Origin of the sequence: Vibrio sp. Vb1127 (genome assembly GCF_033338735.1) — a bacterium.
In the GTDB taxonomy this organism is placed as follows: domain Bacteria; phylum Pseudomonadota; class Gammaproteobacteria; order Enterobacterales; family Vibrionaceae; genus Vibrio; species Vibrio alginolyticus.
Window position 1 is genome coordinate 37372 of sequence record NZ_JAWOTF010000010.1, and the last position, 21380, is coordinate 58751.

Below are 21380 nucleotides of genomic sequence, written 5' to 3' on the forward strand. Positions count from 1 at the left end.
TCGTTGACAAATTTAGCGATTCTCTTGTCTTCTTAATGAGAAGAGTAAGGTAAGATAATCCGCTAAAGCTTTATATCAAAACAACCAGTTGGTTTGTCTTATATGTATCATCCTATCTCATTGTTTATTGGCTTAAGGTATCTTCGGGGACGCTCTGGAGATAGGTTCAGCCGATTTGTTTCTTATATGTCGACGGCGGGTATTACGATCGGTGTAATGGCGTTGGTGACGGTTCTTTCTGTGATGAACGGGTTTGAATCGCAGTTAAAAGAACGCATTTTAGGTGTGCTACCTCATGCCGTTGTTTCGCAACACGATGGAAAAACGCCTATGACCGAGTCTGCCCCTCCATTTGTTCAAGCGATGTCGAGTGAATCTCAGCCGGAACCTATCGTTAGAGGAGAGGCTGTTATTCAGAGTTCTGCACAGCTGACGGCTGGTTACCTCATCGGTATTGAACCTAAGAAAGGCGATCCGATTAGCAACCATTTGATTGCCGGACGATTATCGTCACTTCAAGCAGGTGACTACAATGTATTTTTGGGTCACAGTTTGGCGCGTTCACTAAAGGTCTCAATCGGGGATAAAGTGCGCTTGATGGTGACCAACGCGACGCAGTTTACCCCACTTGGTCGTATTCCTAGCCAGCGAAACTTTACTGTCTCAGGCATTTTCAATACGGGATCGGACGTTGATGGTCAATTAATGATTGTGAACATGACGGATGCATCTAAGCTGATGCGTTTCCCTAAAGACACGGTTTCTGGTTGGCGTGTCTTTTTCTCTGACCCATTTATGGTGACGGATTTTGCTGACCAACCCATGCCTGATGGGTGGCAATGGAGTGATTGGCGCGAACAGCGTGGTGAGCTTTTCCAAGCGGTGAAAATGGAAAAGAACATGATGGGACTTATGCTAGGTCTAATTGTGGGTGTCGCTGCATTCAATATTATCTCCGCTTTAATCATGGTAGTAATGGAGAAGCAATCAGAAGTCGCAATATTGAAAACTCAAGGCATGAATCAATCTCAAGTGATGACCATTTTCATGGTGCAAGGTGCAAGCAGTGGTGTAATTGGCGCGATTGTTGGTGGTGCTGCGGGCGTGATCTTGTCACTTAATCTAAATGCGATTCTTGAATCTGCTGGTGTGGCGCTGTTCAGCTTTGGTGGTCATCTCCCTATCTTTATTGATTCACTACAAATTCTTTTAGTGGTGGTGTTGGCGATTGCTCTTAGCCTTGCTGCTACGCTTTATCCTTCTTATCGAGCATCTTCTGTTAAACCTGCTGAGGCACTTCGCTATGAATAAGCTATTAGAATGTCGTGATATTCGTAAAGTCTACCGAGAGGGTTCGTTAGATACGGAAGTGTTGAAAGGCGTAAGTTTCGATATCGACAAAGGGGAGTTGGTTTCTATTGTTGGCTCTTCTGGTTCGGGAAAAAGTACCTTATTGCATATTTTAGGTGCGTTAGATGACGCAACTCATGGTGAAGTTGATTTTCTAGGGCAAAACCTATCAGCTTTGAGCTCGAACAAACAGGCGGCATTACGCAACAAGCACCTTGGTTTTGTATACCAGTTTCATCACTTGTTGGCTGACTTTACTGCGCTTGAAAATGTGGCGATGCCACTGATGATTGGCGGTGCTAAAGTAGCGGATGCAAAACAGGCGGCTAAAGCGCTGTTAGATAAAGTTGGTTTGAGTCATCGGATGCAACATAGACCCTCCGAGTTATCGGGCGGAGAGCGTCAGCGTGTTGCGATTGCGCGTGCATTGGTGAATAAGCCTGATCTGGTCTTGGCTGATGAACCTACAGGGAACTTAGATCACAATACGGCACTGTCTATCTATGATTTGATGCGCGAGCTCAATAAAGAGTCAAACATTGCATTTTTGGTTGTCACGCATGACAAAGAGCTGGCAGCAAAAATGGATCGTCAAATGCACATGCAAGATGGTTTGCTCGTAGATCGTTTTGTGACTGATACAGCATCTGCGGAGGGCTAGTTTTGTTTACCTCTTTAGCTTTGATGATTGGTGGTCGCTTCAGTCGAGCGAAAAAGCGCAACAAGATGGTGTCTTTCATATCGCTTTCTTCGACTATTGGTATTGCGGTTGGCGTTGCTGTGATCATTATCGGTTTGTCTGCAATGAATGGCTTTGAGCGCGAGCTGCAATCGCGTGTGTTGTCTGTGATCCCACACGGCGAGTTAGAAGGTGTTAATGGACCACTTCATGACTACACCAAAACGATGAATCAAGCTCTAAAACATGAACATGTTGTTGCGGCAGCACCGTATGTTCGTTTTACGGGCTTGGCAGAAAAAGGCAGTAAGCTAAAAGCGATAGAAGTTCGTGGTGTAGAGCCTACTTTCGAGCAAGCGGTGTCGAGCTTATCGAATTTTATTGACCAAGAAGCTTGGCAAAACTTTTATGCCGGTCAGCAGCAAGTGATCTTAGGCCGAGGTGTAGCAAACGAGCTAAATGTCGCCGTGGGGGATTACGTTACGTTAATGATTCCGCAAACAGGCGGCGCAAATAAAGTGCAGGCTCCTAAGCGTGTGCGCGTGAAGGTGTCAGGGTTCTTAACGTTGAATGGCCAAATCGACCACTCTCTAGCGTTAGTACCATTAGCTGATGCGCAGCAATATGCGAGGTTAGGGGAAGGGGTCACAGGCATTTCACTAAAAACTGACGATGTTCTCAATGCGCCTTCTATTGTTCGCGAGGTTGGTAGAATGGTTGATGTTTACGTGTATTTGAAAAGCTGGCAGCAAAAGTTTGGTTTTTTGTATCGCGATATTCAGCTCGTGCGCACCATTATGTACTTGGTGATGGTACTGGTGATTGGCGTGGCATGTTTTAATATTGTGTCTACGTTGATGATGGCAGTGAAAGACCGAGCGGCGGAAATTGCAATTTTGCGAACAATGGGAGCAAAAGATAGCCTAATCAAACGGATCTTTGTTTGGCAAGGTGTATTCTCTGGTGTATTTGGTAGTCTCGTCGGCAGTGTTATCGGTGTCTTAGTGGCGTTAAACCTGACTCCGTTAATTAAAGGGTTAGAGAGCTTAATTGGTCATCAGTTTTTATCGGGTGATATTTACTTCGTCGACTTCTTACCATCACAACTACACTGGCCAGATGTGGCATTGGTGTCAGTGACGGCGATAGTGCTTAGTTTACTTGCGACGTGGTATCCTGCTTCGCGTGCCGCAAGGTTGAATCCGGCGGCTGTACTGAGTTCTAAGTAGCTGATTGTTTTACAATATGCGAAAAACAAAAAGGACCGAATTCGGTCCTTTTTTGTATTTATCCGACTTGAGTAACATCGCGTTTCATTCTAACTGTTAGATGCCCCTCAACTGATAGCTCAAATGCTGATTTTTACGCAGTAAGGTCTTATCTTATTTTGCGTTTTTGCCAGCTCCGTACCACCGAGTAGCGCCAAAGCCCTCGAATTCCGAAGTAGCCAATAATCGCGGATACAACCCCACAAATTGCGCAGCCCAATAGAAATGGAGGTCCAATGGTGCTCATTTGCTGCATGATGAATTCCCACGATAGTTCAAAGTGAAAAGGTTGCGGGGGAAGACGCATCACTAGAGCACCTAGCTTGTACGCAAAGTAAAATAGCACAGGCATAGTGATAGGATTGCTGATCCATACCAAAGCGACGGAGAGGGGCAGATTGACACCCAACATAATGGCCAAACCAGCGGCCATGATCATTTGGCTCGGCAGCGGAACAAAAGCCATAAATAACCCGACAGCAAAAGCCCCTGATGCCGAGCGGCGGTTTAAGCACCACAAGTTCGGGTTGTACAACACATTGCCGAAGACCTTCAATGCTTTTTGGCGTTTGATCAATTCATGATCTGGCATGAAGCGTTTTATCAGCTTTCTAGGCATAGGACAGCATGACTCTCTCAGAAAAAAGTTGGACCTTGGCGTTATTTGTAGCGAGCGTAATCTCGTCGGCTTGGTGGCCGACAATACCAGATTGGCGTTGGTTGCTGCTGGGAATAATAACCACTGGCTCAATAATCAAATTACGTCGTGGCTTAATTAGCATAGGCGCAATTGCGGGCTTTATGGTTGTCATCGTCCACGGCAATGTATTGGAGTCTCAGAGACAAGCCCTTTTTCAAGCAGGGGAGAATATTACCATAATTGGTAAAGTTGACAGCCCTTTTACGCAAATAAGTCACGGTTATGAAGGTATTGCCGCTATAGAAGCGGTAAATTCTCAAACTCTGTTACCTTTTCTTAAACCTAAAATCCGTCTTATTACGCCTTTTCCACTCGATGTTAACAGTGAGTTTACGACATCCATCTCGTTAAAGCCGATTACAGGTCTACGCAACGAAGCTGGCTTTGATGCTGAAAAGCACGCGATGGGTAAAAATATTATCGCCCGAGCGGTTGTTAACAAAGATGCTAAGTGGATTGTTCGTTCTAATGTATCTCTGCGTCAATCCATTATTGCCGATGTCGCTGATGATGTGTCTTCCCTTCATCATTTCTCGTTAATAAGTGCGTTAGTTTTTGCTGACCGTTCTTGGTTGTCTAAGGAAGATTGGCAAGCGCTCAGGGACAGTGGTTTACTGCATTTGGTCTCCATTTCTGGTTTACATATTGGTATGGCGTTTACTTTTGGGCTAGTCGTGGGCGGTACCGTTCGTTATCTATTACCCCAATACCAGTTGTTACCTAGCTTATATGGGCTGATCTTCGCTGTTGCCTACGCTTGGTTAGCGGATTTCTCTCTGCCTACTACGCGAGCAGTGTCGGTATGCGTTGTTTACGTTCTCCTGAAGTATACTCTGGTGCACTGGACTTCTTGGCGAGTTCTTTTGCTTGCAGTATCTCTACAACTGCTTGTCCAACCTTTTGCATCCTACAGCATGAGCTTTTGGTTATCATACCTCTCCGTTTGTGCGGTATTGTTCGCAATTAATTTGATTCGACATCAAAGGGGAGGTTGGAAAGCGCGATTAAAAGCGTTATTGCTTACTCAATTGATGTTGAGCGCTTTAATCGTACCTGTTAGTGGCCATTTCTTCTCCGGTTTTAGTTTGTCCTCAATAGCCTACAACTTGGTATTTATTCCTTGGTTCGGATTTATCGTTGTACCTTTGATGTTTCTAGCCCTGTTCTCATCTTTGTTTCTTGAAATGATAGCGAAGCCTCTGTGGCATTTGGTGGACTGGTCATTACAGCCATTGAGCACGTCAATACAGTACGCAGTAGGTTCTTGGCAACCCATTAGCATGGAAATGACAATGCTGGTTATGGTGATAGTGGTTTGCTTAATATTTCAACGGTTCATGTCTCAGTACGCGTGGTATTTGTTACTCGGCATCGTTATTAGTATCAAGTTTGCAGCGGAGTATGAACCGCATTGGCGTATCGATGTATTAGATGTAGGTCATGGCCTTGCAGTGGTTGTAGAAAAAGACGACAAGGTGTTGCTGTATGACACTGGTAAAGCATGGCAAAGTGGCAGTATCGCAGAGCAGGTCGTCACTCCGGTTTTGCATCAACGAGGTTATGAAAGCATAGATACACTGATTCTAAGCCATTCCGATAATGATCACGCAGGCGGCCGCTTTTTCATTGAAGATGCCTTTTCTCCACAGCGTAAACTTAGTAGTCAATTCTTTATCGGATATGAACCTTGCACTAGAGGCGACCAATGGAAATGGCAAGGATTAAAGATGGAAGTGCTCTGGCCTCCTGCACTTGTTCAACGTGCGTATAATCCGCACTCCTGTGTATTACGACTTACTGACCCTATTTCTAACTTTAGTATGCTTTTTACTGGTGATATTGAGGCCATTAGCGAGTGGATTTTGCTTAGAGAACCCGGAAAGTTACAAAGCGATGTGATGCTAGTCCCTCACCACGGGAGTAAAAGTTCATCGAATCCTCGATTTATCGAGGCGGTGAGCCCGAGTGTGGCGGTTGCTTCTTTAGCAAAAAACAATCGATGGGGAATGCCAGCGGAAAATGTCGTTGCTTCATACCGAAAGCTTGGCATTACTTGGCTTGATACTGGTGAGGGTGGTCAGGTAAGCTTCTTTATTCACCGTGATAATTGGCGCTCAGAAACCAAACGTAGCGATACATTTGAGCCTTGGTATAGGCAGATGCTGCGTAAGGGAGTAGAATGAGAGTCTTAATGTAAGAAAATAAAGCACTTCTATGTCGATAAATACTGATGAAACGACTTGGCAGACGTTTAAGCGTCTATGGCAATTTATTCGCCTTTATAAGTCAGGTCTTGTCGTTGCAGTCATTGCATTAGTTATTAATGCCATATCAGATACCTATATGATTTCCCTGCTAAAACCACTACTCGATGAAGGTTTTGGGAACGCTGAATCTGATTTTTTACGCACGCTTCCATTGATTATTTTTGCCATGATGTTCATCCGTGGCATAAGTGGATTTGTCTCCACCTACTGTTTGAGCTGGGTATCTGGCAACGTAGTTATGCAAGTCCGTCGCATGGTGTTCAATCACTTTATGCATATGCCAGTGTCTTACTTTGATAAGGAAAAGACGGGCAATTTATTGTCGCGTATAACCTACGACTCAGAGCAAGTGTCAGCGGCAACTAGCCAAGCGTTGGTGAGCATTGTCCGTGAAGGCGCAAGTATCATTGGTCTGTTAGTTTTGATGTTTTACAACAGCTGGCAGTTGTCGCTAGTGCTGTTTGCTGTTGCTCCCGTTGTAGCATGGGGTATTGGTGTTGTTTCTAAACGTTTTAGAAAAATATCCAAAAATATGCAGACCATGATGGGTAACGTAACTGCATCAGCAGAGCAGATGCTGAAAGGCCATAAAGTTGTGTTGAGCTATGGCGGCCAAGACATCGAACGTAAACGATTTGAAAAAGTCAGCAACCAAATGCGTCAACAAAGCATGAAGTTGGTGACGGCTCAAGCGGCGGCTAACCCTATCATCCAAATGATTGCATCACTTGCAATTGTTGCCGTTCTTTATTTAGCAAGTATTGATTCGATTAAAGAGCAACTGACTCCAGGTACATTTACTGTTGTCTTCTCTGCAATGTTTGGTCTGATGCGCCCACTTAAAGCGCTGACTAACGTTACTTCTCAGTTCCAACGTGGTATGGCCGCGAGCCAAACGCTCTTCGCGTTAATTGACCTCGAGCCTGAGAAAAACGAAGGTAAGTTGACAGTTGAACGCGCAAATGGCGATGTTTCAGTTAAAAACGTAAGCTTTACTTACACTGGTGCAGAAAAACCAGCATTGGAAAATGTCAGCTTCGATATTCCAAGAGGAAAAACGGTGGCGCTAGTTGGCCGTTCTGGCTCAGGTAAAAGTACCATCGCGAACTTGTTCAACCGCTTCTATGATGTTGACAGTGGATCTATCACATTAGATGGGCATGATATTCGTGATTACGAGCTAAAGAATTTACGCCAGCAATTTGCACTAGTATCGCAAAATGTTCATTTGTTTAATGACACGATAGCAAACAATATTGCGTACGCAACGGATGGCCAATATGAGCGCAGTGATATCGAGAAAGCGGCAACACTCGCGCATGCGATGGAGTTCATCAGCAAAATGGATGATGGACTTGATACCATGATTGGTGAAAATGGTGCTAGCTTGTCTGGTGGTCAACGCCAACGTGTTGCGATTGCGCGAGCTCTATTGCGTGATGCTCCAGTGCTGATTCTTGATGAGGCAACTTCGGCTTTGGATACCGAATCCGAGCGAGCTATTCAAGCTGCACTTGATGAGCTGCAAAAAGATAAAACGGTACTTGTAATAGCGCACCGCTTATCCACAATCGAGAAAGCCGATGAAATTCTTGTGGTTGATGATGGTGCCATCATTGAACGTGGCAACCACGCTGAGCTTATTAAGAAAAATGGTGCGTATGCACAATTGCACCGTATTCAGTTTGGTGAATAAGCGCGGTGATTGAAAAAATCTGGTTTGAAAACCATCCAATAAAATACCTCTTGTGGCCGCTTTTGTGGCCACTGAGTTTATTATTTGGAACGATAAGCAAGTCAAAGCGAAAGCAATACCAAACTGGCCGCAAGCAAGCTTATAATGCGCCAATACCTGTTGTTGTGGTTGGCAATATCACTGCTGGTGGCAATGGTAAAACACCAGTTGTTGTGTGGCTTGTTGAGCAACTACAGCAAATGGGCTTTAAGCCGGGGGTTGTTTCTCGTGGTTATGGGGCAAAGGCTCCTGCCTATCCGTTAGTGCTAAAAGAAGATACGCCAGCGAAGCATTGTGGCGATGAACCTAAGTTGATTCATCGCCGTACAGGAGCACCTGTTGCGGTAGATCCTGTGCGTTCAAATGCAGTGAAAGCACTGCTAGATTTGGATGTGGATATCATAATTACGGATGATGGATTACAACATTATGCGTTAGGCCGTGATATTGAGTTAGTGATTGTGGATGGGAATCGCCGGTTTGGGAATGAAAGCCTGATTCCATTAGGTCCTTTACGTGAAGGTATTGAGCGACTTAAAGAAGTCGACTTTATCATCACCAATGGCGGTCAAGCGCATACGGGCGAAATCGCAATGGCTTTAGCACCCTCTAAAGCTATTAATCTTAAGACTAAGCAACATGTGGATGTCTCGGAGTTGAAAGATCTCGTCGCATTTGCGGGCATTGGGCATCCTCCGCGGTTTTTTCATACACTAAACTCGATGAACGCAGATGTTAAAGTCACAAAAGGTTTTGCTGACCATCAAGACTTTGATCAACAAGAATTAGAAGCATTGGCTCAACAAGGGACCAATGTGGTTATGACCGAGAAAGATGCCGTCAAGTGCAGCCATTATGCGCAAGATAATTGGTGGTATCTGCCTGTATCTGCCCAGTTTGAATCAAACGATGCAGAGCAAATTTTAAATAGAATAAAAGAGGTTAAAGCGGCTTATGGATCACCGTCTACTTGAGATTGTAGCTTGCCCTGTTTGCAAAGGTAAGCTGACGTACGATAAAGATAATCAAGAGTTGATCTGCAAATTGGATCGCCTTGCTTACCCGATCAAAGAGGGTATTCCAGTTCTGCTAGAGCCTGAAGCTCGCACTATGAGCATGGATGAGGGACGCTAATGTCTTTTACGGTTGTCATCCCTTCGCGCTACGCATCGAGCCGTTTGCCTGGTAAACCGCTAGCGGATATTGGTGGTAAGCCTATGGTTCAGTGGGTTTATGAACAAGCGCTACAAGCGGGTGCGGAAGATGTCATCGTTGCAACTGATGACGAGCGTGTTGCGAAAGCGGTTTCGTCATTTGGTGGTAAAGTTTGTATGACCTCTCCCCACCACGAATCAGGTACGGAGCGTCTTGCCGAAGTTGTTGAAAAGATGGCTATTCCGTCAGACCACATTATTGTTAATGTGCAAGGGGATGAGCCTTTGATTCCGCCGTCCATCATTCGTCAGGTTGCTGATAACTTATCTGGGTGTGAAGCCCCGATGGCGACGTTAGCTGTAGAAATAGACTCGGAAGAGGAAGTGTTCAACCCGAACGCTGTTAAAGTTGTCGCAGATGAGCAAGGCTATGCGATGTACTTTAGTCGAGCAACCATCCCCTGGGATCGCGATAACTTTGCTAAACAAGACAAAACCATTGCCAACCCATTAATGCGTCATATTGGTATTTATGCTTATCGAGCTGGTTTCATTAATACGTATGTCAACTGGGCACCAAGTGCATTAGAGCAGATTGAGTGTCTTGAGCAACTGCGAGTGCTTTGGTACGGTGAAAAAATTCATGTGGCGGTAGCGAAAGAAGCACCAGCAGCAGGCGTTGATACGCCCGAAGATCTAGAAGCCGTGCGCGCGATTGTTGCAAAGCAAGCGTAACAAATGCTCATATAGATTTAAGAATAAACAAGGCTCCTGAATTAGGAGCCTTTTTGTTTTACTTGTATCGCGGTATTAGTTAAATGTTAGTGTCGTATTGGTTCCGTTTAGGGCAGGTCGCTAACACCTCTCGGTGACCGGTGTCTTTCACTTCTTGGAGAATGACATCAAAGCCCCATAATCGATACACGTGCTTTAGAACTTCTTCGTAACTATCATCAAGTGGGATGCGGTTGTGAGGAACGTACTGCAACGTAAGCGAGCGATCACCACGGACATCGACATTAAACACCTGAATGTTTGGCTCAAGATTAGATAAGTTATACTGAGCGGCTAGGGTTTCTCTAATGCGTTTATAACCCATCTCATCGTGTATCGCAGCGACTTCAATAAAGTTCTTATGATCATCATCGTTGATCGCAAACAACTTGAAATCACGCATTAATTTCGGAGAAAGGTATTGGCTAATAAAGCTTTCATCTTTGAAATTATGCATCGCGAAATGCACTGCATCTAACCAGTCGGTTCCTGCCAAGTCTGGAAACCACTCCTTGTCCTCATCAGTTGGTTCTTCACAGATACGCTTAATATCTCGGAACATGGCAAAGCCTAACGCGTAGGGGTTAATGCCATTAAAGTAAGGACTGTTATAAGGCGGCTGAGCCACGACACTGGTGTGGCTATGTAAGAACTCTAGAATGAACTTTTCAGACACCAAGCCCTCATCATAAAGATGGTTGAGTATGGTGTAGTGCCAGAACGTTGCCCAGCCCTCATTCATGACTTGCGTTTGTTTTTGCGGATAAAAATACTGACTGATCTTACGGACGATCCGAACAACTTCACGTTGCCATGGCTCTAACAACGGAGCATGTTTTTCGAAGAAGTAGAGCAAATTTTCCTGAGGCTCGCTTGGGAATCGCTCTTTAATGTCTTCCTCTTTCGTCTTGGCTGTTGGTACCGTGCGCCAAAGCTCATTAACTTGAGATTGTAGGTATGCTTCGCGTTCTTCTTGTCTTGCTTTTTCCTCTGTAATTGAGATTTTCTCTGGACGCTTGTAGCGGTCTACACCAAAGTTCATTAACGCGTGACAAGAGTCGAGAAGCTTTTCCACTTCTTTTACGCCATATCGTTCTTCACATTCGGCTAAGTACTTTTTGGCGAACAGCAGATAGTCGATAATAGAACTGGCGTCAGTCCACGTTTGGAATAGGTAATTACCTTTGAAAAAAGAGTTATGGCCGTAACACGCGTGCGCTATAACGAGTGCTTGCATTGTTACCGTATTTTCTTCCATCAAATAAGCAATACAAGGGTCGGAGTTAATCACAATCTCGTAGGCTAGCCCCATTTGACCATGTTTATAGTTCTGCTCTGTTTGGATGAATTTTTTACCAAATGACCAGTGATTGTAATTGATTGGCATGCCGATACTTGAGTAGGCATCCATCATCTGTTCTGAAGTAATCACTTCTATTTGGTTAGGGTAAGTGTCTAGGCGATAATGCTCCGCGACACGCTTAATTTCTTTGTGGTATCGCTCTAACAGCTCAAATGTCCAATCTGGTCCATCTGGCAACACTTTACTGTTACGCTTCTTAGGCGCCTCTCCTGAGAGGTTTCTCGTTGCGGTATTCATCGCTAGCCTCCTTACGCCGTTTCTTTTTGGAATAGTTCACGAAAGACTGGGAAAATATCCTCCACAGAGCGAATGTTTTTCATTGCGAAATTAGGAAACTCTTCAGTGAGTTTTTCGTACTCATGCCATAGAGTTTGGTGCGAGCGCCGTGTGATCTCTATGTAAGAGTAGTACTGACAGTTTGGAAGTAATTTGTTCACTAATAGATCCCGGCACCTTGGCGAATCATCTGCCCAGTTGTCACCGTCGGATGCTTGAGCTGCATATATGTTCCACTGACCAATCGGGTATCGCTCTTTTACTATTTCATCCATTAACTTGAGTGCGCTAGATACAATGGTGCCCCCGGTTTCTTGTGAGTAGAAAAATTCGTGCTCGTCCACTTCCTTCGCTTGGGTATGGTGGCGGATAAAGACGACTTCGACATTCTCGTAGGTACGAGTTAAGAACAAGTACAAAAGAACATAGAAGCGTTTTGCGATGTCTTTCGTTGCCTGATCCATCGAACCGGATACGTCCATTAGACAGAACATGACCGCTTGGCTCGATGGTACCGGGCGTTTCTCATAGTTCTTGAAGCGTAAGTCGAAGGTATCGATGAACGGCACGCTTTCGATTTTCTTGCGCAGTTCTTCAATTTCAGCCTTCAAGCGGTTCTCTTCAAACTGCTGAGCAGGTTCAATATTTTTGATGCGAGCAAGTTCGTCTTCTAACTCTTTAAGAAGTCGTTTCTTACCGGCAGTCATTGCAGTACGGCGCGCAAGAGATTGTTGCAGAGAACGTACTACGGCGATATTGGAAGGGATACCGGCAGTTTGAAAGCCTGCACGGTGTGTTTTCCATTCAGTGATTTTGGCAATTTGGTTTTTTTCTAGATTAGGCAGCTCGAGATCTTCGAACAAAATATCGAGGTACTCATCTTTTGATATTTGGAATACAAATTCGTCTTGGCCTTCTCCATCTGGACTGGCGTTCCCTTCTCCTGAGCCGCTACCCTGACCGCCACCTTTGGGACGCTCAATTTTATCACCAGCAATAAATTGATCGTTACCGGGATGAACTCGTTCGCGAACACCACCTTTGCCTTGATGAAATATAGGCTCATTGATGTCTTTGTGAGGGATAGAGACGTCTTCGCCCGTTTCCGTATTCGTAATCGAGCGTCGATTCACTGCGTCTGCTACCGACTCTTTTATTTGCTCTTTGTGGCGCTTCAAGAAGCGCTGTCGATTAACAGCGCTCTTGTTCTTGCCATTGAGCCTTCGGTCTATAAATTGCGCCATGAAATAGCCCTCTTCATGTTTCACAAGCGACCTAACTCAATACTGGGTTAGGATGACTTACGTACTCGTAGGTACCACTCAGAAAGTAGGCGAACCTGTTTCTCGGTATAGCCTTTTTCCATCATGCGAGCGACAAAGTCGTCGTGCTTCTTCTGATCTTCAGAAGAGGTTTTCGCATTAAATGAGATAACCGGAAGTAGCTCTTCGGTATTGGAGAACATTTTCTTCTCGATTACTGTGCGCAGTTTTTCGTAGCTGGTCCAAACCGGGTTTTGACCATTGTTATTCGCTTTCGCACGAAGCACAAAGTTAACGATTTCGTTTCGGAAATCTTTCGGGTTAGAAATACCAGCTGTTTTTTCGATCTTCTCTAGCTCAGCATTCAGTGAAGAGCGATCAAATAGCTGACCAGTTTCTGGATCTCGGTACTCTTGGTCTTGAATCCAGAAGTCTGCATAGGTGACATATCGGTCGAAGATGTTTTGGCCGTATTCAGAGTAAGACTCAAGATAAGCGGTCTGAATCTCTTTACCGATAAATTCAACGTATCGAGGTACTAGGTAGCCTTTCAAGAACTCGAGATATTTCTCTGCTGTTTCAGCAGGGAACTGTTCGCGCTCAACCTGTTGTTCAATCACATAGAATAGATGTACAGGGTTGGCTGCCACTTCGGTTTGGTCGAAGTTAAATACGCGTGACAAAATCTTAAAGGCAAAACGTGTTGAGAGACCGTTCATGCCTTCATCGACACCAGCATAATCACGATACTCTTGATAGCTTTTTGCCTTTGGATCCGTATCTTTCAGCGTTTCACCGTCGTATACGCGCATCTTAGAGAAGATGGACGAGTTCTCAGGCTCTTTAAGTCGAGAAAGAATACTGAATTGTGCCAGAGTCTCGAGTGTGCTTGGTGAACAAGGGGCTTGAGATAACTCACTGTTTTCGAGAAGTTTTTGGTAGATTTTGACTTCTTCTGAAACACGTAGACAGTAAGGTACTTTCACAATATAAACACGGTCCAAGAACGCTTCATTGTTCTTGTTGTTACGGAAGGTCTGCCACTCAGATTCGTTTGAGTGAGCCAGAATCATACCGTCGAATGGAATCGCAGAAAGGCCTTCTGTACCGTTGAAGTTGCCTTCTTGCGTTGCTGTTAGCAGCGGGTGAAGCACTTTGATTGGTGCTTTGAACATCTCAACGAATTCCATTAAACCTTGGTTTGCTTTACACAGCGCACCGGAGTAGCTGTAAGCGTCTGGATCGTCTTGCGAATAGTGTTCAAGCTTACGAATATCGACTTTACCAACCAATGATGAGATATCTTGGTTGTTTTCATCGCCTGGTTCAGTTTTGGCAATACCGATTTGGTCAAGGATAGAAGGGCGTACTTTCACTACTTTAAATTTGGTGATATCACCACCAAACTCGTGAAGACGTTTAGCGGCCCAAGGAGACATGATCGAGCGAAGATAACGGTGCTCGATGCCATACTCTTTTTTCAAAATATCGCCATCTTCTGTGGCTTTGAATAGGCAGAATGGATGGTCATTCACTGGGCTGCGTTCGCCGTTAGCAGTAAGAACATAAATAGGCATCTGTTCCATCAGAGCCTTAAGCTTTTCTGCAAGCGAAGACTTACCACCGCCGACAGGGCCGAGTAGGTAAAGAATCTGCTTACGCTCTTCTAGACCTTGCGCCGCATGTTTTAGGTAAGACACAATTTGTTCTATGGCATCTTCCATGCCATAAAAGTCTTTAAAGGTTTCATAACGAGAGATAACACGATTCGAGAAGATTCGGCTTAGTCTCGGATCTTTTGCCGTATCGATTATCTCTGGTTCACCAATCGCCATCAGTAGGCGTTCTGCTGCATTAGCATAAGCGCTTTTGTCATCTTTACACAGGGCTAAAAACTCCTGTAACGACATCTCTTCATCTTTTGCAGCTTCATATCTTGATTGATAGTGGTCGAAAATACTCATGTCGCTTTCCCCTTTAATAGTCAGTCTACCGACGAACGTTGATTCAGGCTTTCCACCAACAGTTATGCTCGTTGTTGTTTGAATATACGTCCTGTTATCACATTTGGTTCGTACAGAATGTAAGATTGGCGACACCAAAGACTTTGCTTTATGGACGGTTTTTTCGTTACAACGGTGAGCGGTGGATATGAATTTTTCAATCACAGCCTTTCTCTACTTAAGCCTAGTCGGGGATTTGCAATTTTGCTTAACAATTATGAATTTATTGTAAAAGTGACATTTGAATCACTCTTTTATTTAGGACGAATTTATGTCGTGAATAGGTGCAATAGAAATCAAATATTTGGCAAAGACGGAAGAGTCTCAGTGATTCGTTGTTCTACATTGAGCAAGGCAAGTGAAAGAGGTAGGAAGAGAGCAAAGTCTTAGATAAGTTTGTGACAGGGTAAATAACAAGGAGAGCGGGCGCTCTCCTCATTCTTAGATGACCATTTTATGCGCTGAAGATTTGCGCTAGTTCGTTTTCACATAAATGATACTGACGAGGGCAGTTACGCCAAGTTTGCAGCATACGGCGGTATTTATCTAGCATCGGCATTTGGCTGTTAAAGTGATGATCTGCCTTGTCAAACTGAGGGTACAAACCTTCAGAATCGATGAGAAAACGTACGTAATGTACTTGTTGCGCTTCTGAAGCGATATCAAATCCCAAGAACTTCAAGCGACGTTGATCCACGTTGCTGCGATCTTCATCGTCTAGCATGTTGTAAGATTCTTGCATCGCATGATACATCTCCATAACGTCGATGATCTCACGACATTCTGCTTCTGAGAGGCAGCCGAAATCTTTGTTCAACTCTCGCATTTGTAGTTCATAACCACGTTCAACGATCGTTTGTAAGCGTTTGTATTTGGCCGCATTACTTGGATCAAGTTGAGACATAAGGTTGTATTGGTTTGATAGAATCAAACGTTGAGCGTTTGACATTTCCATGGTGACCTCACTAGATATCTAATACATTTTTAATGTGCTTAGGTTAACGCTTAAGACATGAGTGAAACATGATCTCAACACATATTTAATACTAAAAAATGGCAAGAACTGTCACTTTTGACCAGTTTGAAAACACTTATTTATGGTAATGATTGTATATGTAGTCTCGGTCTGAAAATACTCTCAGCCACTCTGGCTTGAATACGGTTAAAACCGCCAGTGCCATACCATTTAATAGACCTTCTGGAAAGGCGAGCAACGGCACAAAAACAAAGTAGTTATGTTGAATGGTTTCCCAATCGTAGTGACCAACTGATAGGTGATAAAAAGAGTTAATGATGAGGTGCAGACTTCCTGTTATCGCGCCATTGAAAAATCCAGCAACGAAGATGAAAACAAAAATGTTTCGTGGCAAGTAGTGGTAACTCAGAAGAAACACTAAGTAACTAATGAAAATCGGAATTAGGGCAGATAGAACTAACGACGTGGGTAAGAGTAGCAAGGACACATCATGTAGTAGGTGGTTGACCAACATAGCGGGAATGCTGAGTAGAAATGCCATGCGCCAACCATACATCATCGTCAGCGTTGTTAGTGCAAGAAAATGAATCTGTAATCCTTCTTTTACACCTGCTTGAGCGGCCCATAAAATACTGAAAAAGAAGAGCGTTGCAAAAACGAGGTGCTGAAATCCTTTCTCTTTTTCCAGTTTTGGCCAAACGACTTTTTTCCAATCTGGTAGGCAGTAGACTACTACTATCCAAATTGAGACAACAAGAGAGCCTAAGTTAAACAAATCCATGTTACTTCCTTCCTATGCGAACATGACGCAATCATTTCTATCGTTCTTTTTATACCTAAATGACCGCAGAGAAACTCACTGATAAGGCTTAGATATAATCAAAAAAATACCAGCAATAAGCTGGTATTTTAAAGAGGTTAGTCTTGCGGTTCACTTAGTATTTTACGTTATCGTTGTATTGAGCAAGAATGGATTGAATTTCATCCATGGTTTCTTTCGGTGGCGGGTTTACGCCTTCGAGTGGGTATTCTAAGCCTAACGCTTCCCACTTATGAGCCCCTAATTTGTGGTAAGGAAGTAACTCGACCTTTTCGATGTTATCCATGTCTTTAATAAATTCACCAAGCATGTGTGCTGCTTCTGGGTCATCTGTGTAACCAGGCACGACGACATAGCGAATCCATGTTTTCTTTCCGATTTTTTGTAAGTAACGAGCAAAGTCCAATGTGCGTCGGTTGGATACACCGATGAGATCTTGGTGCACTTCGTCTTTCATGTGTTTGATGTCAAGCATGACTAAGTCTGTTGCATCCAGTACTTCATCGATAACATCAGTGTGCTTACGAACATAACCGTTAGTATCTAGACATGTATGAATGCCCTCGGCTTTAGCTGCGCGGAAAAAATCACGTACGAATTCCGGTTGAAGCATCGCTTCGCCGCCAGAACAAGTAACGCCACCACCTGATGCATTCATGAAGTGGCGGTAACTTTTCGCTTCGGAAATGATTTCTTCAACCGTGACTTCTTTGCCATCATGCGTGTCCCAAGTATCGCGGTTATGGCAATACTTACAGCGCATTAAACAACCTTGCAAGAAGACGATAAATCGAATACCAGGTCCGTCTACGGTACCACATGACTCAAATGAGTGAATACGACCAGCTGTTGACATCTTTTGCTCTCATTACTAGTAAATTCTAGCTGTTATTTTATTACAAAAAGCAGGGTTAAAACAGCTTTGTCGGTACTAAAGGCAAGGTTATTTGAAGAAAGAAAATAGGTGGAGCCAATCTACATAAACGCTTGAACACGAGGTGGTTAATACCTACCCCGAGAACTTGCCGTGTATCTAGATTGACTTCGATGCTGGGATAATCCAGTTTTTAGAAAAAGGCGAACACGGAGAACGAGCCTGTCCCATAAACATCGGTTTGGGCTTCTTCATAATCCGGTGTTTTAATTGTAAAGGTGATGCTTGCACCGTAATTTTGGTTGTACCAAGATACTCCCGCGACGGCACTTGCTTGCCAATTTTGCAGTGTGACGTCGTATGGCGCTGACGGTTCAGGAATGCCAGGACGATCTCCTTCGATAGTCATGTCATTAAAGCGGTAACGACCTTCAAACCCGGTGAACAAGAACCAACTCGACGTGTTCTGAGCGATCATACTTGCTGAGAAAGGGCTTTCGACACTGATATTGGCGGCTCCGATGCTATTCGCTAGGTTTGTACCCCAACGAAACATGACGCCTTGAGAGACATCACTACGGAAGTTACCCGCATTGATGTCGTTAATGTTGGTGATCTCCCATTGTGTTTTTTGTTCTTCGCTGCGCATCAATTTGTTAAATACGCGGTAACCAAGGCTGAACGCCACTTTATCTTCAATCTGGTAATCCCAACCTTGAGGGTCCGTCGATCCTGTTATGCCGTGAACGATTTCTTGCGCCTTTTCTGATAGCGAACTTTCACCCGTAGTTCCTATGGTGAAATTGTACCGTACAGCTTTGTCACTCGTTAGGGAAAGGTAGTTGATTTCGGTGTGTAGGTAACCGGCATATGGGCGATCATTGATTAGTGGATAATCGGCTTCAATGTCGCTTGGAGTCCACATCTTGTGGCCAAGAACCAACTCTATTTTATCGATATTGGCGTGCTCTGAGTTAGCTAGACTCAGCCATTTCCATTGGCTTTCTTGTGTCAGTTGGTCTGTCGCGTAAGAAAGGAAAACACCATTCGTATAGTCTTGATCGACGCCAAAAATACCATCGTTGTCGATGGTAAAAGAAACCGTAGACTTAGTGGATGCTATTGCAACTGGAGAAAGAAGGGTAAGAATAATTAATTTACTAAATCTCATAGACTTTATTTGCTAACTTTTTTCGCATCATACGTAAGAATGCGGGCAAAAGTCTTTCGCGATATCACAACTTTCATTCAAGAAATAAAAAAAGGCTGATGCTACTTAGCATCAGCCTTTGTTGTATTACTAGAACGTTATTTCGCTATAGTCTTATAGAGACTCAGTGAATGTACGCGCGATTACGTCAGCTTGTTGCTCTGCAGTTAGAGAGTTGAAGCGAACAGCGTAACCAGATACACGGATTGTTAGCTGAGGGTATTTCTCTGGGTGCTTAACTGCGTCTTCTAGAGTTTCACGGTTAAGAACGTTCACGTTTAGGTGTTGACCACCTTCGATACCCGCTTCGTGGTGGAAGTAACCATCCATAAGGCCAGCAAGGTTAGCGCGTTGTGAACCCTCATCTTTACCTAGTGCGTTAGGTACGATAGAGAATGTGTAAGAGATACCATCTTGTGCGTCAGCAAACGGCAGTTTAGCAACTGAAGTTAGTGATGCTACAGCACCTTTCTCGTCACGACCGTGCATTGGGTTTGCACCTGGAGCAAATGGAGCACCAGCACGACGACCGTCAGGCGTGTTACCAGTTTTCTTACCGTAAACCACGTTTGAAGTGATAGTAAGAATTGACTGAGTAGGGATTGCATCACGGTAAGTCTTAAGCTTACGGATTTTGCCCATAAATACAGAAACAAGTTCACATGCAATATCATCAACGCGTGGATCGTTGTTACCGAATTTAGGGTAATCGCCTTCGATTTCGAAGTCGATTGCTAGACCGTCTTCGTCACGAATTGGCTTAACTTTTGCGTATTTAATTGCAGATAGTGAGTCAGCTGCAACAGATAGACCAGCAATACCACAAGCCATAGTACGTTTAACGTCACGGTCGTGTAGAGCCATTAGTGCCGCTTCGTAGCTGTACTTATCGTGCATGAAGTGGATAGCGTTTAGTGCAGTCACATATTGTTTCGCTAGCCAATCCATGAAGTGGTCCATTTTCTCCCACAGTTCATCGTAGTTAAGAACATCGCCTTCGATCTTAGGCATTTGCGGGCCAACTTGGATTTTTAGCTTCTCATCCACACCACCGTTGATGGTGTAAAGCATTGTTTTCGCAAGGTTCGCACGAGCACCGAAGAACTGCATTTGCTTACCAACAACCATTGGAGATACACAACATGCGATCGCGTAGTCGTCAGAGTTCATGTCTGGACGCATTAAGTCGTCATTTTCGTACTGAATAGAAGAAGTATCGATAGATACTTTCGCACAGAACTTCTTGAAGCCTTCAGGTAGTTGCTCAGACCAAAGAACAGTGATGTTTGGCTCTGGAGAAGGACCCATAGTGTATAGTGAGTTTAGGAAACGGAAGTTTGTACGAGTAACTAGCGTACGACCGTCAAGACCCATACCACCCATAGACTCAGTTGCCCAGATAGGGTCGCCAGAGAATAGATCATCGTACTCAGGAGTACGTAGGAAACGAACCATACGTAGTTTCATTACGAAGTGGTCGATCATTTCCTGAGCTTGTTCTTCAGTTAGCTTACCAGCCGCGATATCACGTTCGATGAAGATGTCTAGGAACGTAGAAGTACGACCTAGAGACATAGCCGCACCGTTTTGAGATTTAACAGCAGCTAGGTAACCGAAGTAAGTCCACTGAATAGCTTCTTGCGCAGTTTCAGCAGGACGAGAAATATCACAACCGTATTTTGCAGCCATTTCTTTGATTTGACCTAGAGCACGGTGTTGCTCTGCGATCTCTTCACGAAGCTGCATTGTCATTTGTAGGTCTTCGCCGTTCTCAAAACGCTCTTGTAGAGAAGAGAACTGCGCGAATTTATCCTTCATTAGGAAGTCAATACCGTATAGCGCAACACGACGGTAGTCACCGATGATACGACCACGACCGTATGCATCTGGAAGACCAGTCAGTACGCCAGATTTACGACACGCCATGATTTGAGGAGTGTAGATATCGAAAACGCCTTGGTTGTGAGTTTTACGGTATTCTGTGTAGATTTTTTTAACTTGTGGGTCTAGCTCGCGGTCGTAGGCTTTGCATGAACCTTCAACCATGCGGATACCACCGTTAGGGATGATCGCACGTTTTAGAGGAGCGTCAGTTTGAAGACCTACGATAGTTTCTAGGTCTTTTTCGATGTAGCCTGCATCGTGAGCAGTGATGGTAGAGATAACTGAAGTATCAAAATCAACAGGAGCGTGAGTCGCGTTCTCTTGTTTGATGCCTTCCATTACCTTAGCCCAAAGCTTGTTAGTCGCTTCAGTACCTTCAGAAACTAGGAAAGATTCGTCGCCTTCGTACGGAGTGTAGTTCTTCTGAATGAAATCACGAACGTTTACTTCGTTTTGCCAGTCGCCTGCAGCAAAACCTTCCCAAGCTTTAGCAAATTGCTCTGCCATGACATACCTACCTTTTTAGTAGAAAAAAATACGTACTGCTTCGCCGTTGAGCCAGCTATCCCCAGATAAAAGAGGGGAACAGTACACTCTTATGAATAACAATATTTATAGTCTTAAATTTACGTATTCGATTTACAAAACTATAAATATTGTCACTAGTTTTAACGTTTCTCTTTTTAAGCAACAGTTAGAGGTTAAACTAAAATTTTTTTGCAAACCTTAAACTAAATCAATAAATCCTCAAAAATCTCGATAAAAATGGGGTAGCGACGAGCGCT

At 44.1% G+C, this 21380-nt stretch carries 17 protein-coding genes; 8 read left to right on the forward strand and 9 right to left on the reverse strand.

Annotation, left to right across the window (positions count from 1 at the left end; genetic code table 11):
• Positions 1-102: 102 nt before the first annotated feature.
• Genes lolC through lolE form a run of 3 tightly spaced genes read left to right on the forward strand, consistent with a single transcriptional unit; the run spans position 103 to position 3258 of the window.
• Positions 103-1311 (forward strand): lipoprotein-releasing ABC transporter permease subunit LolC, encoded by a 1209-nt coding sequence (gene lolC, locus R7H07_RS14680; protein ID WP_206959078.1) that lies wholly within the window; start codon positions 103-105, stop codon positions 1309-1311.
• A complete protein-coding gene (gene lolD, locus R7H07_RS14685) occupies positions 1304-2011 on the forward strand; it encodes a lipoprotein-releasing ABC transporter ATP-binding protein LolD (protein ID WP_005378457.1) in 708 nt (235 codons plus the stop codon). Before lolC ends, lolD begins: the two co-directional genes overlap by 8 nt.
• Before the next feature lie 2 nt (positions 2012-2013).
• Positions 2014-3258, forward strand: coding sequence for a lipoprotein-releasing ABC transporter permease subunit LolE (gene lolE, locus R7H07_RS14690; RefSeq protein ID WP_206959081.1), 1245 nt, complete (start codon positions 2014-2016; stop codon positions 3256-3258).
• Positions 3259-3406: 148 nt separating this feature from the next.
• On the opposite strand, the gene R7H07_RS14695 is transcribed toward lolE, so the two are convergent.
• Positions 3407-3916: a DUF2062 domain-containing protein gene (locus R7H07_RS14695; RefSeq protein ID WP_005387834.1), complete on the reverse strand. Its 510-nt coding sequence runs from the start codon at positions 3914-3916 to the stop codon at positions 3407-3409.
• An 8-nt stretch (positions 3917-3924) separates the two neighbouring features.
• Here R7H07_RS14695 and R7H07_RS14700 point away from each other — a divergent pair, with 8 nt between their 5' ends.
• Genes R7H07_RS14700 through kdsB form a run of 5 tightly spaced genes read left to right on the forward strand, consistent with a single transcriptional unit; the run spans position 3925 to position 9888 of the window.
• On the forward strand, positions 3925-6180 hold the full coding sequence (locus R7H07_RS14700) for a DNA internalization-related competence protein ComEC/Rec2 (protein ID WP_206959083.1): 2256 nt from the start codon (positions 3925-3927) through the stop codon (positions 6178-6180).
• A gap of 31 nt (positions 6181-6211) precedes the next feature.
• Positions 6212-7960, forward strand: coding sequence for a lipid A ABC transporter ATP-binding protein/permease MsbA (msbA, locus tag R7H07_RS14705; RefSeq protein WP_186584398.1), 1749 nt, complete (start codon positions 6212-6214; stop codon positions 7958-7960).
• A 5-nt stretch (positions 7961-7965) separates the two neighbouring features.
• Complete coding sequence (gene lpxK / locus R7H07_RS14710) at positions 7966-8973, forward strand: tetraacyldisaccharide 4'-kinase (protein WP_017820019.1); 1008 nt, start codon at positions 7966-7968, stop codon at positions 8971-8973.
• Positions 8954-9133: a Trm112 family protein gene (locus R7H07_RS14715; protein WP_005378451.1), complete on the forward strand. Its 180-nt coding sequence runs from the start codon at positions 8954-8956 to the stop codon at positions 9131-9133. Before lpxK ends, R7H07_RS14715 begins: the two co-directional genes overlap by 20 nt.
• Positions 9133-9888, forward strand: coding sequence for a 3-deoxy-manno-octulosonate cytidylyltransferase (gene kdsB, locus R7H07_RS14720; protein ID WP_053349434.1), 756 nt, complete (start codon positions 9133-9135; stop codon positions 9886-9888). The genes R7H07_RS14715 and kdsB overlap by 1 nt, the downstream gene beginning before the upstream one ends.
• A 79-nt stretch (positions 9889-9967) precedes the next feature.
• Here kdsB and R7H07_RS14725 read toward each other — a convergent pair whose 3' ends face one another.
• From R7H07_RS14725 to pflB, 8 genes are all read right to left on the reverse strand, one after another.
• On the reverse strand, positions 9968-11527 hold the full coding sequence (locus R7H07_RS14725; protein WP_005378449.1) for a SpoVR family protein: 1560 nt from the start codon (positions 11525-11527) through the stop codon (positions 9968-9970).
• Between the two features lie 11 nt (positions 11528-11538).
• Positions 11539-12810 carry a YeaH/YhbH family protein gene (locus tag R7H07_RS14730; RefSeq protein ID WP_186584396.1) on the reverse strand — a complete coding sequence of 424 codons (1272 nt, stop codon included), beginning with the start codon at positions 12808-12810 and terminating at the stop codon, positions 11539-11541.
• Between the two features lie 47 nt (positions 12811-12857).
• Positions 12858-14792 carry a PrkA family serine protein kinase gene (locus tag R7H07_RS14735; RefSeq protein WP_005378447.1) on the reverse strand — a complete coding sequence of 645 codons (1935 nt, stop codon included), beginning with the start codon at positions 14790-14792 and terminating at the stop codon, positions 12858-12860.
• Between the two features lie 493 nt (positions 14793-15285).
• The gene (locus R7H07_RS14740) at positions 15286-15786 is read right to left on the reverse strand and encodes a YfbU family protein (protein WP_005378446.1); all 501 of its coding nucleotides are present in this window, start codon (positions 15784-15786) and stop codon (positions 15286-15288) included.
• Positions 15787-15922: 136 nt separating this feature from the next.
• On the reverse strand, positions 15923-16588 hold the full coding sequence (locus tag R7H07_RS14745; RefSeq protein WP_053303246.1) for an energy-coupling factor ABC transporter permease: 666 nt from the start codon (positions 16586-16588) through the stop codon (positions 15923-15925).
• Positions 16589-16742: 154 nt separating this feature from the next.
• Complete coding sequence (gene pflA, locus R7H07_RS14750; protein ID WP_005378444.1) at positions 16743-17483, reverse strand: pyruvate formate lyase 1-activating protein; 741 nt, start codon at positions 17481-17483, stop codon at positions 16743-16745.
• A 211-nt stretch (positions 17484-17694) separates the two neighbouring features.
• Entirely contained in the window at positions 17695-18672 is a 978-nt protein-coding gene (locus R7H07_RS14755) for a lipid A deacylase LpxR family protein (RefSeq protein WP_005378443.1), read from the reverse strand.
• 153 nt (positions 18673-18825) lie between these two features.
• Positions 18826-21102, reverse strand: coding sequence for a formate C-acetyltransferase (gene pflB / locus R7H07_RS14760; protein WP_005378442.1), 2277 nt, complete (start codon positions 21100-21102; stop codon positions 18826-18828).
• Positions 21103-21380 lie beyond the last annotated feature (278 nt).

Excerpts from the sequence above, each read along its gene's own strand:
- lolC (WP_206959078.1), top strand. The coding sequence starts at position 103 with ATGTATCATCCTATCTCATTGTTTATTGGCTTAAGGTATCTTCGGGGA.
- lolD (WP_005378457.1), top strand. The coding sequence starts at position 1,304 with ATGAATAAGCTATTAGAATGTCGTGATATTCGTAAAGTCTACCGAGAG.
- R7H07_RS14695 (WP_005387834.1), bottom strand. The coding sequence starts at position 3,916 with ATGCCTAGAAAGCTGATAAAACGCTTCATGCCAGATCATGAATTGATC.
- R7H07_RS14700 (WP_206959083.1), top strand. The coding sequence starts at position 3,925 with ATGACTCTCTCAGAAAAAAGTTGGACCTTGGCGTTATTTGTAGCGAGC.
- msbA (WP_186584398.1), top strand. The coding sequence starts at position 6,212 with ATGTCGATAAATACTGATGAAACGACTTGGCAGACGTTTAAGCGTCTA.
- R7H07_RS14715 (WP_005378451.1), top strand. The coding sequence starts at position 8,954 with ATGGATCACCGTCTACTTGAGATTGTAGCTTGCCCTGTTTGCAAAGGT.
- kdsB (WP_053349434.1), top strand. The coding sequence starts at position 9,133 with ATGTCTTTTACGGTTGTCATCCCTTCGCGCTACGCATCGAGCCGTTTG.
- R7H07_RS14725 (WP_005378449.1), bottom strand. The coding sequence starts at position 11,527 with ATGAATACCGCAACGAGAAACCTCTCAGGAGAGGCGCCTAAGAAGCGT.
- R7H07_RS14730 (WP_186584396.1), bottom strand. The coding sequence starts at position 12,810 with ATGGCGCAATTTATAGACCGAAGGCTCAATGGCAAGAACAAGAGCGCT.
- R7H07_RS14735 (WP_005378447.1), bottom strand. The coding sequence starts at position 14,792 with ATGAGTATTTTCGACCACTATCAATCAAGATATGAAGCTGCAAAAGAT.
- R7H07_RS14740 (WP_005378446.1), bottom strand. The coding sequence starts at position 15,786 with ATGGAAATGTCAAACGCTCAACGTTTGATTCTATCAAACCAATACAAC.
- R7H07_RS14745 (WP_053303246.1), bottom strand. The coding sequence starts at position 16,588 with ATGGATTTGTTTAACTTAGGCTCTCTTGTTGTCTCAATTTGGATAGTA.
- pflA (WP_005378444.1), bottom strand. The coding sequence starts at position 17,483 with ATGTCAACAGCTGGTCGTATTCACTCATTTGAGTCATGTGGTACCGTA.
- R7H07_RS14755 (WP_005378443.1), bottom strand. The coding sequence starts at position 18,672 with ATGAGATTTAGTAAATTAATTATTCTTACCCTTCTTTCTCCAGTTGCA.
- pflB (WP_005378442.1), bottom strand. The coding sequence starts at position 21,102 with ATGGCAGAGCAATTTGCTAAAGCTTGGGAAGGTTTTGCTGCAGGCGAC.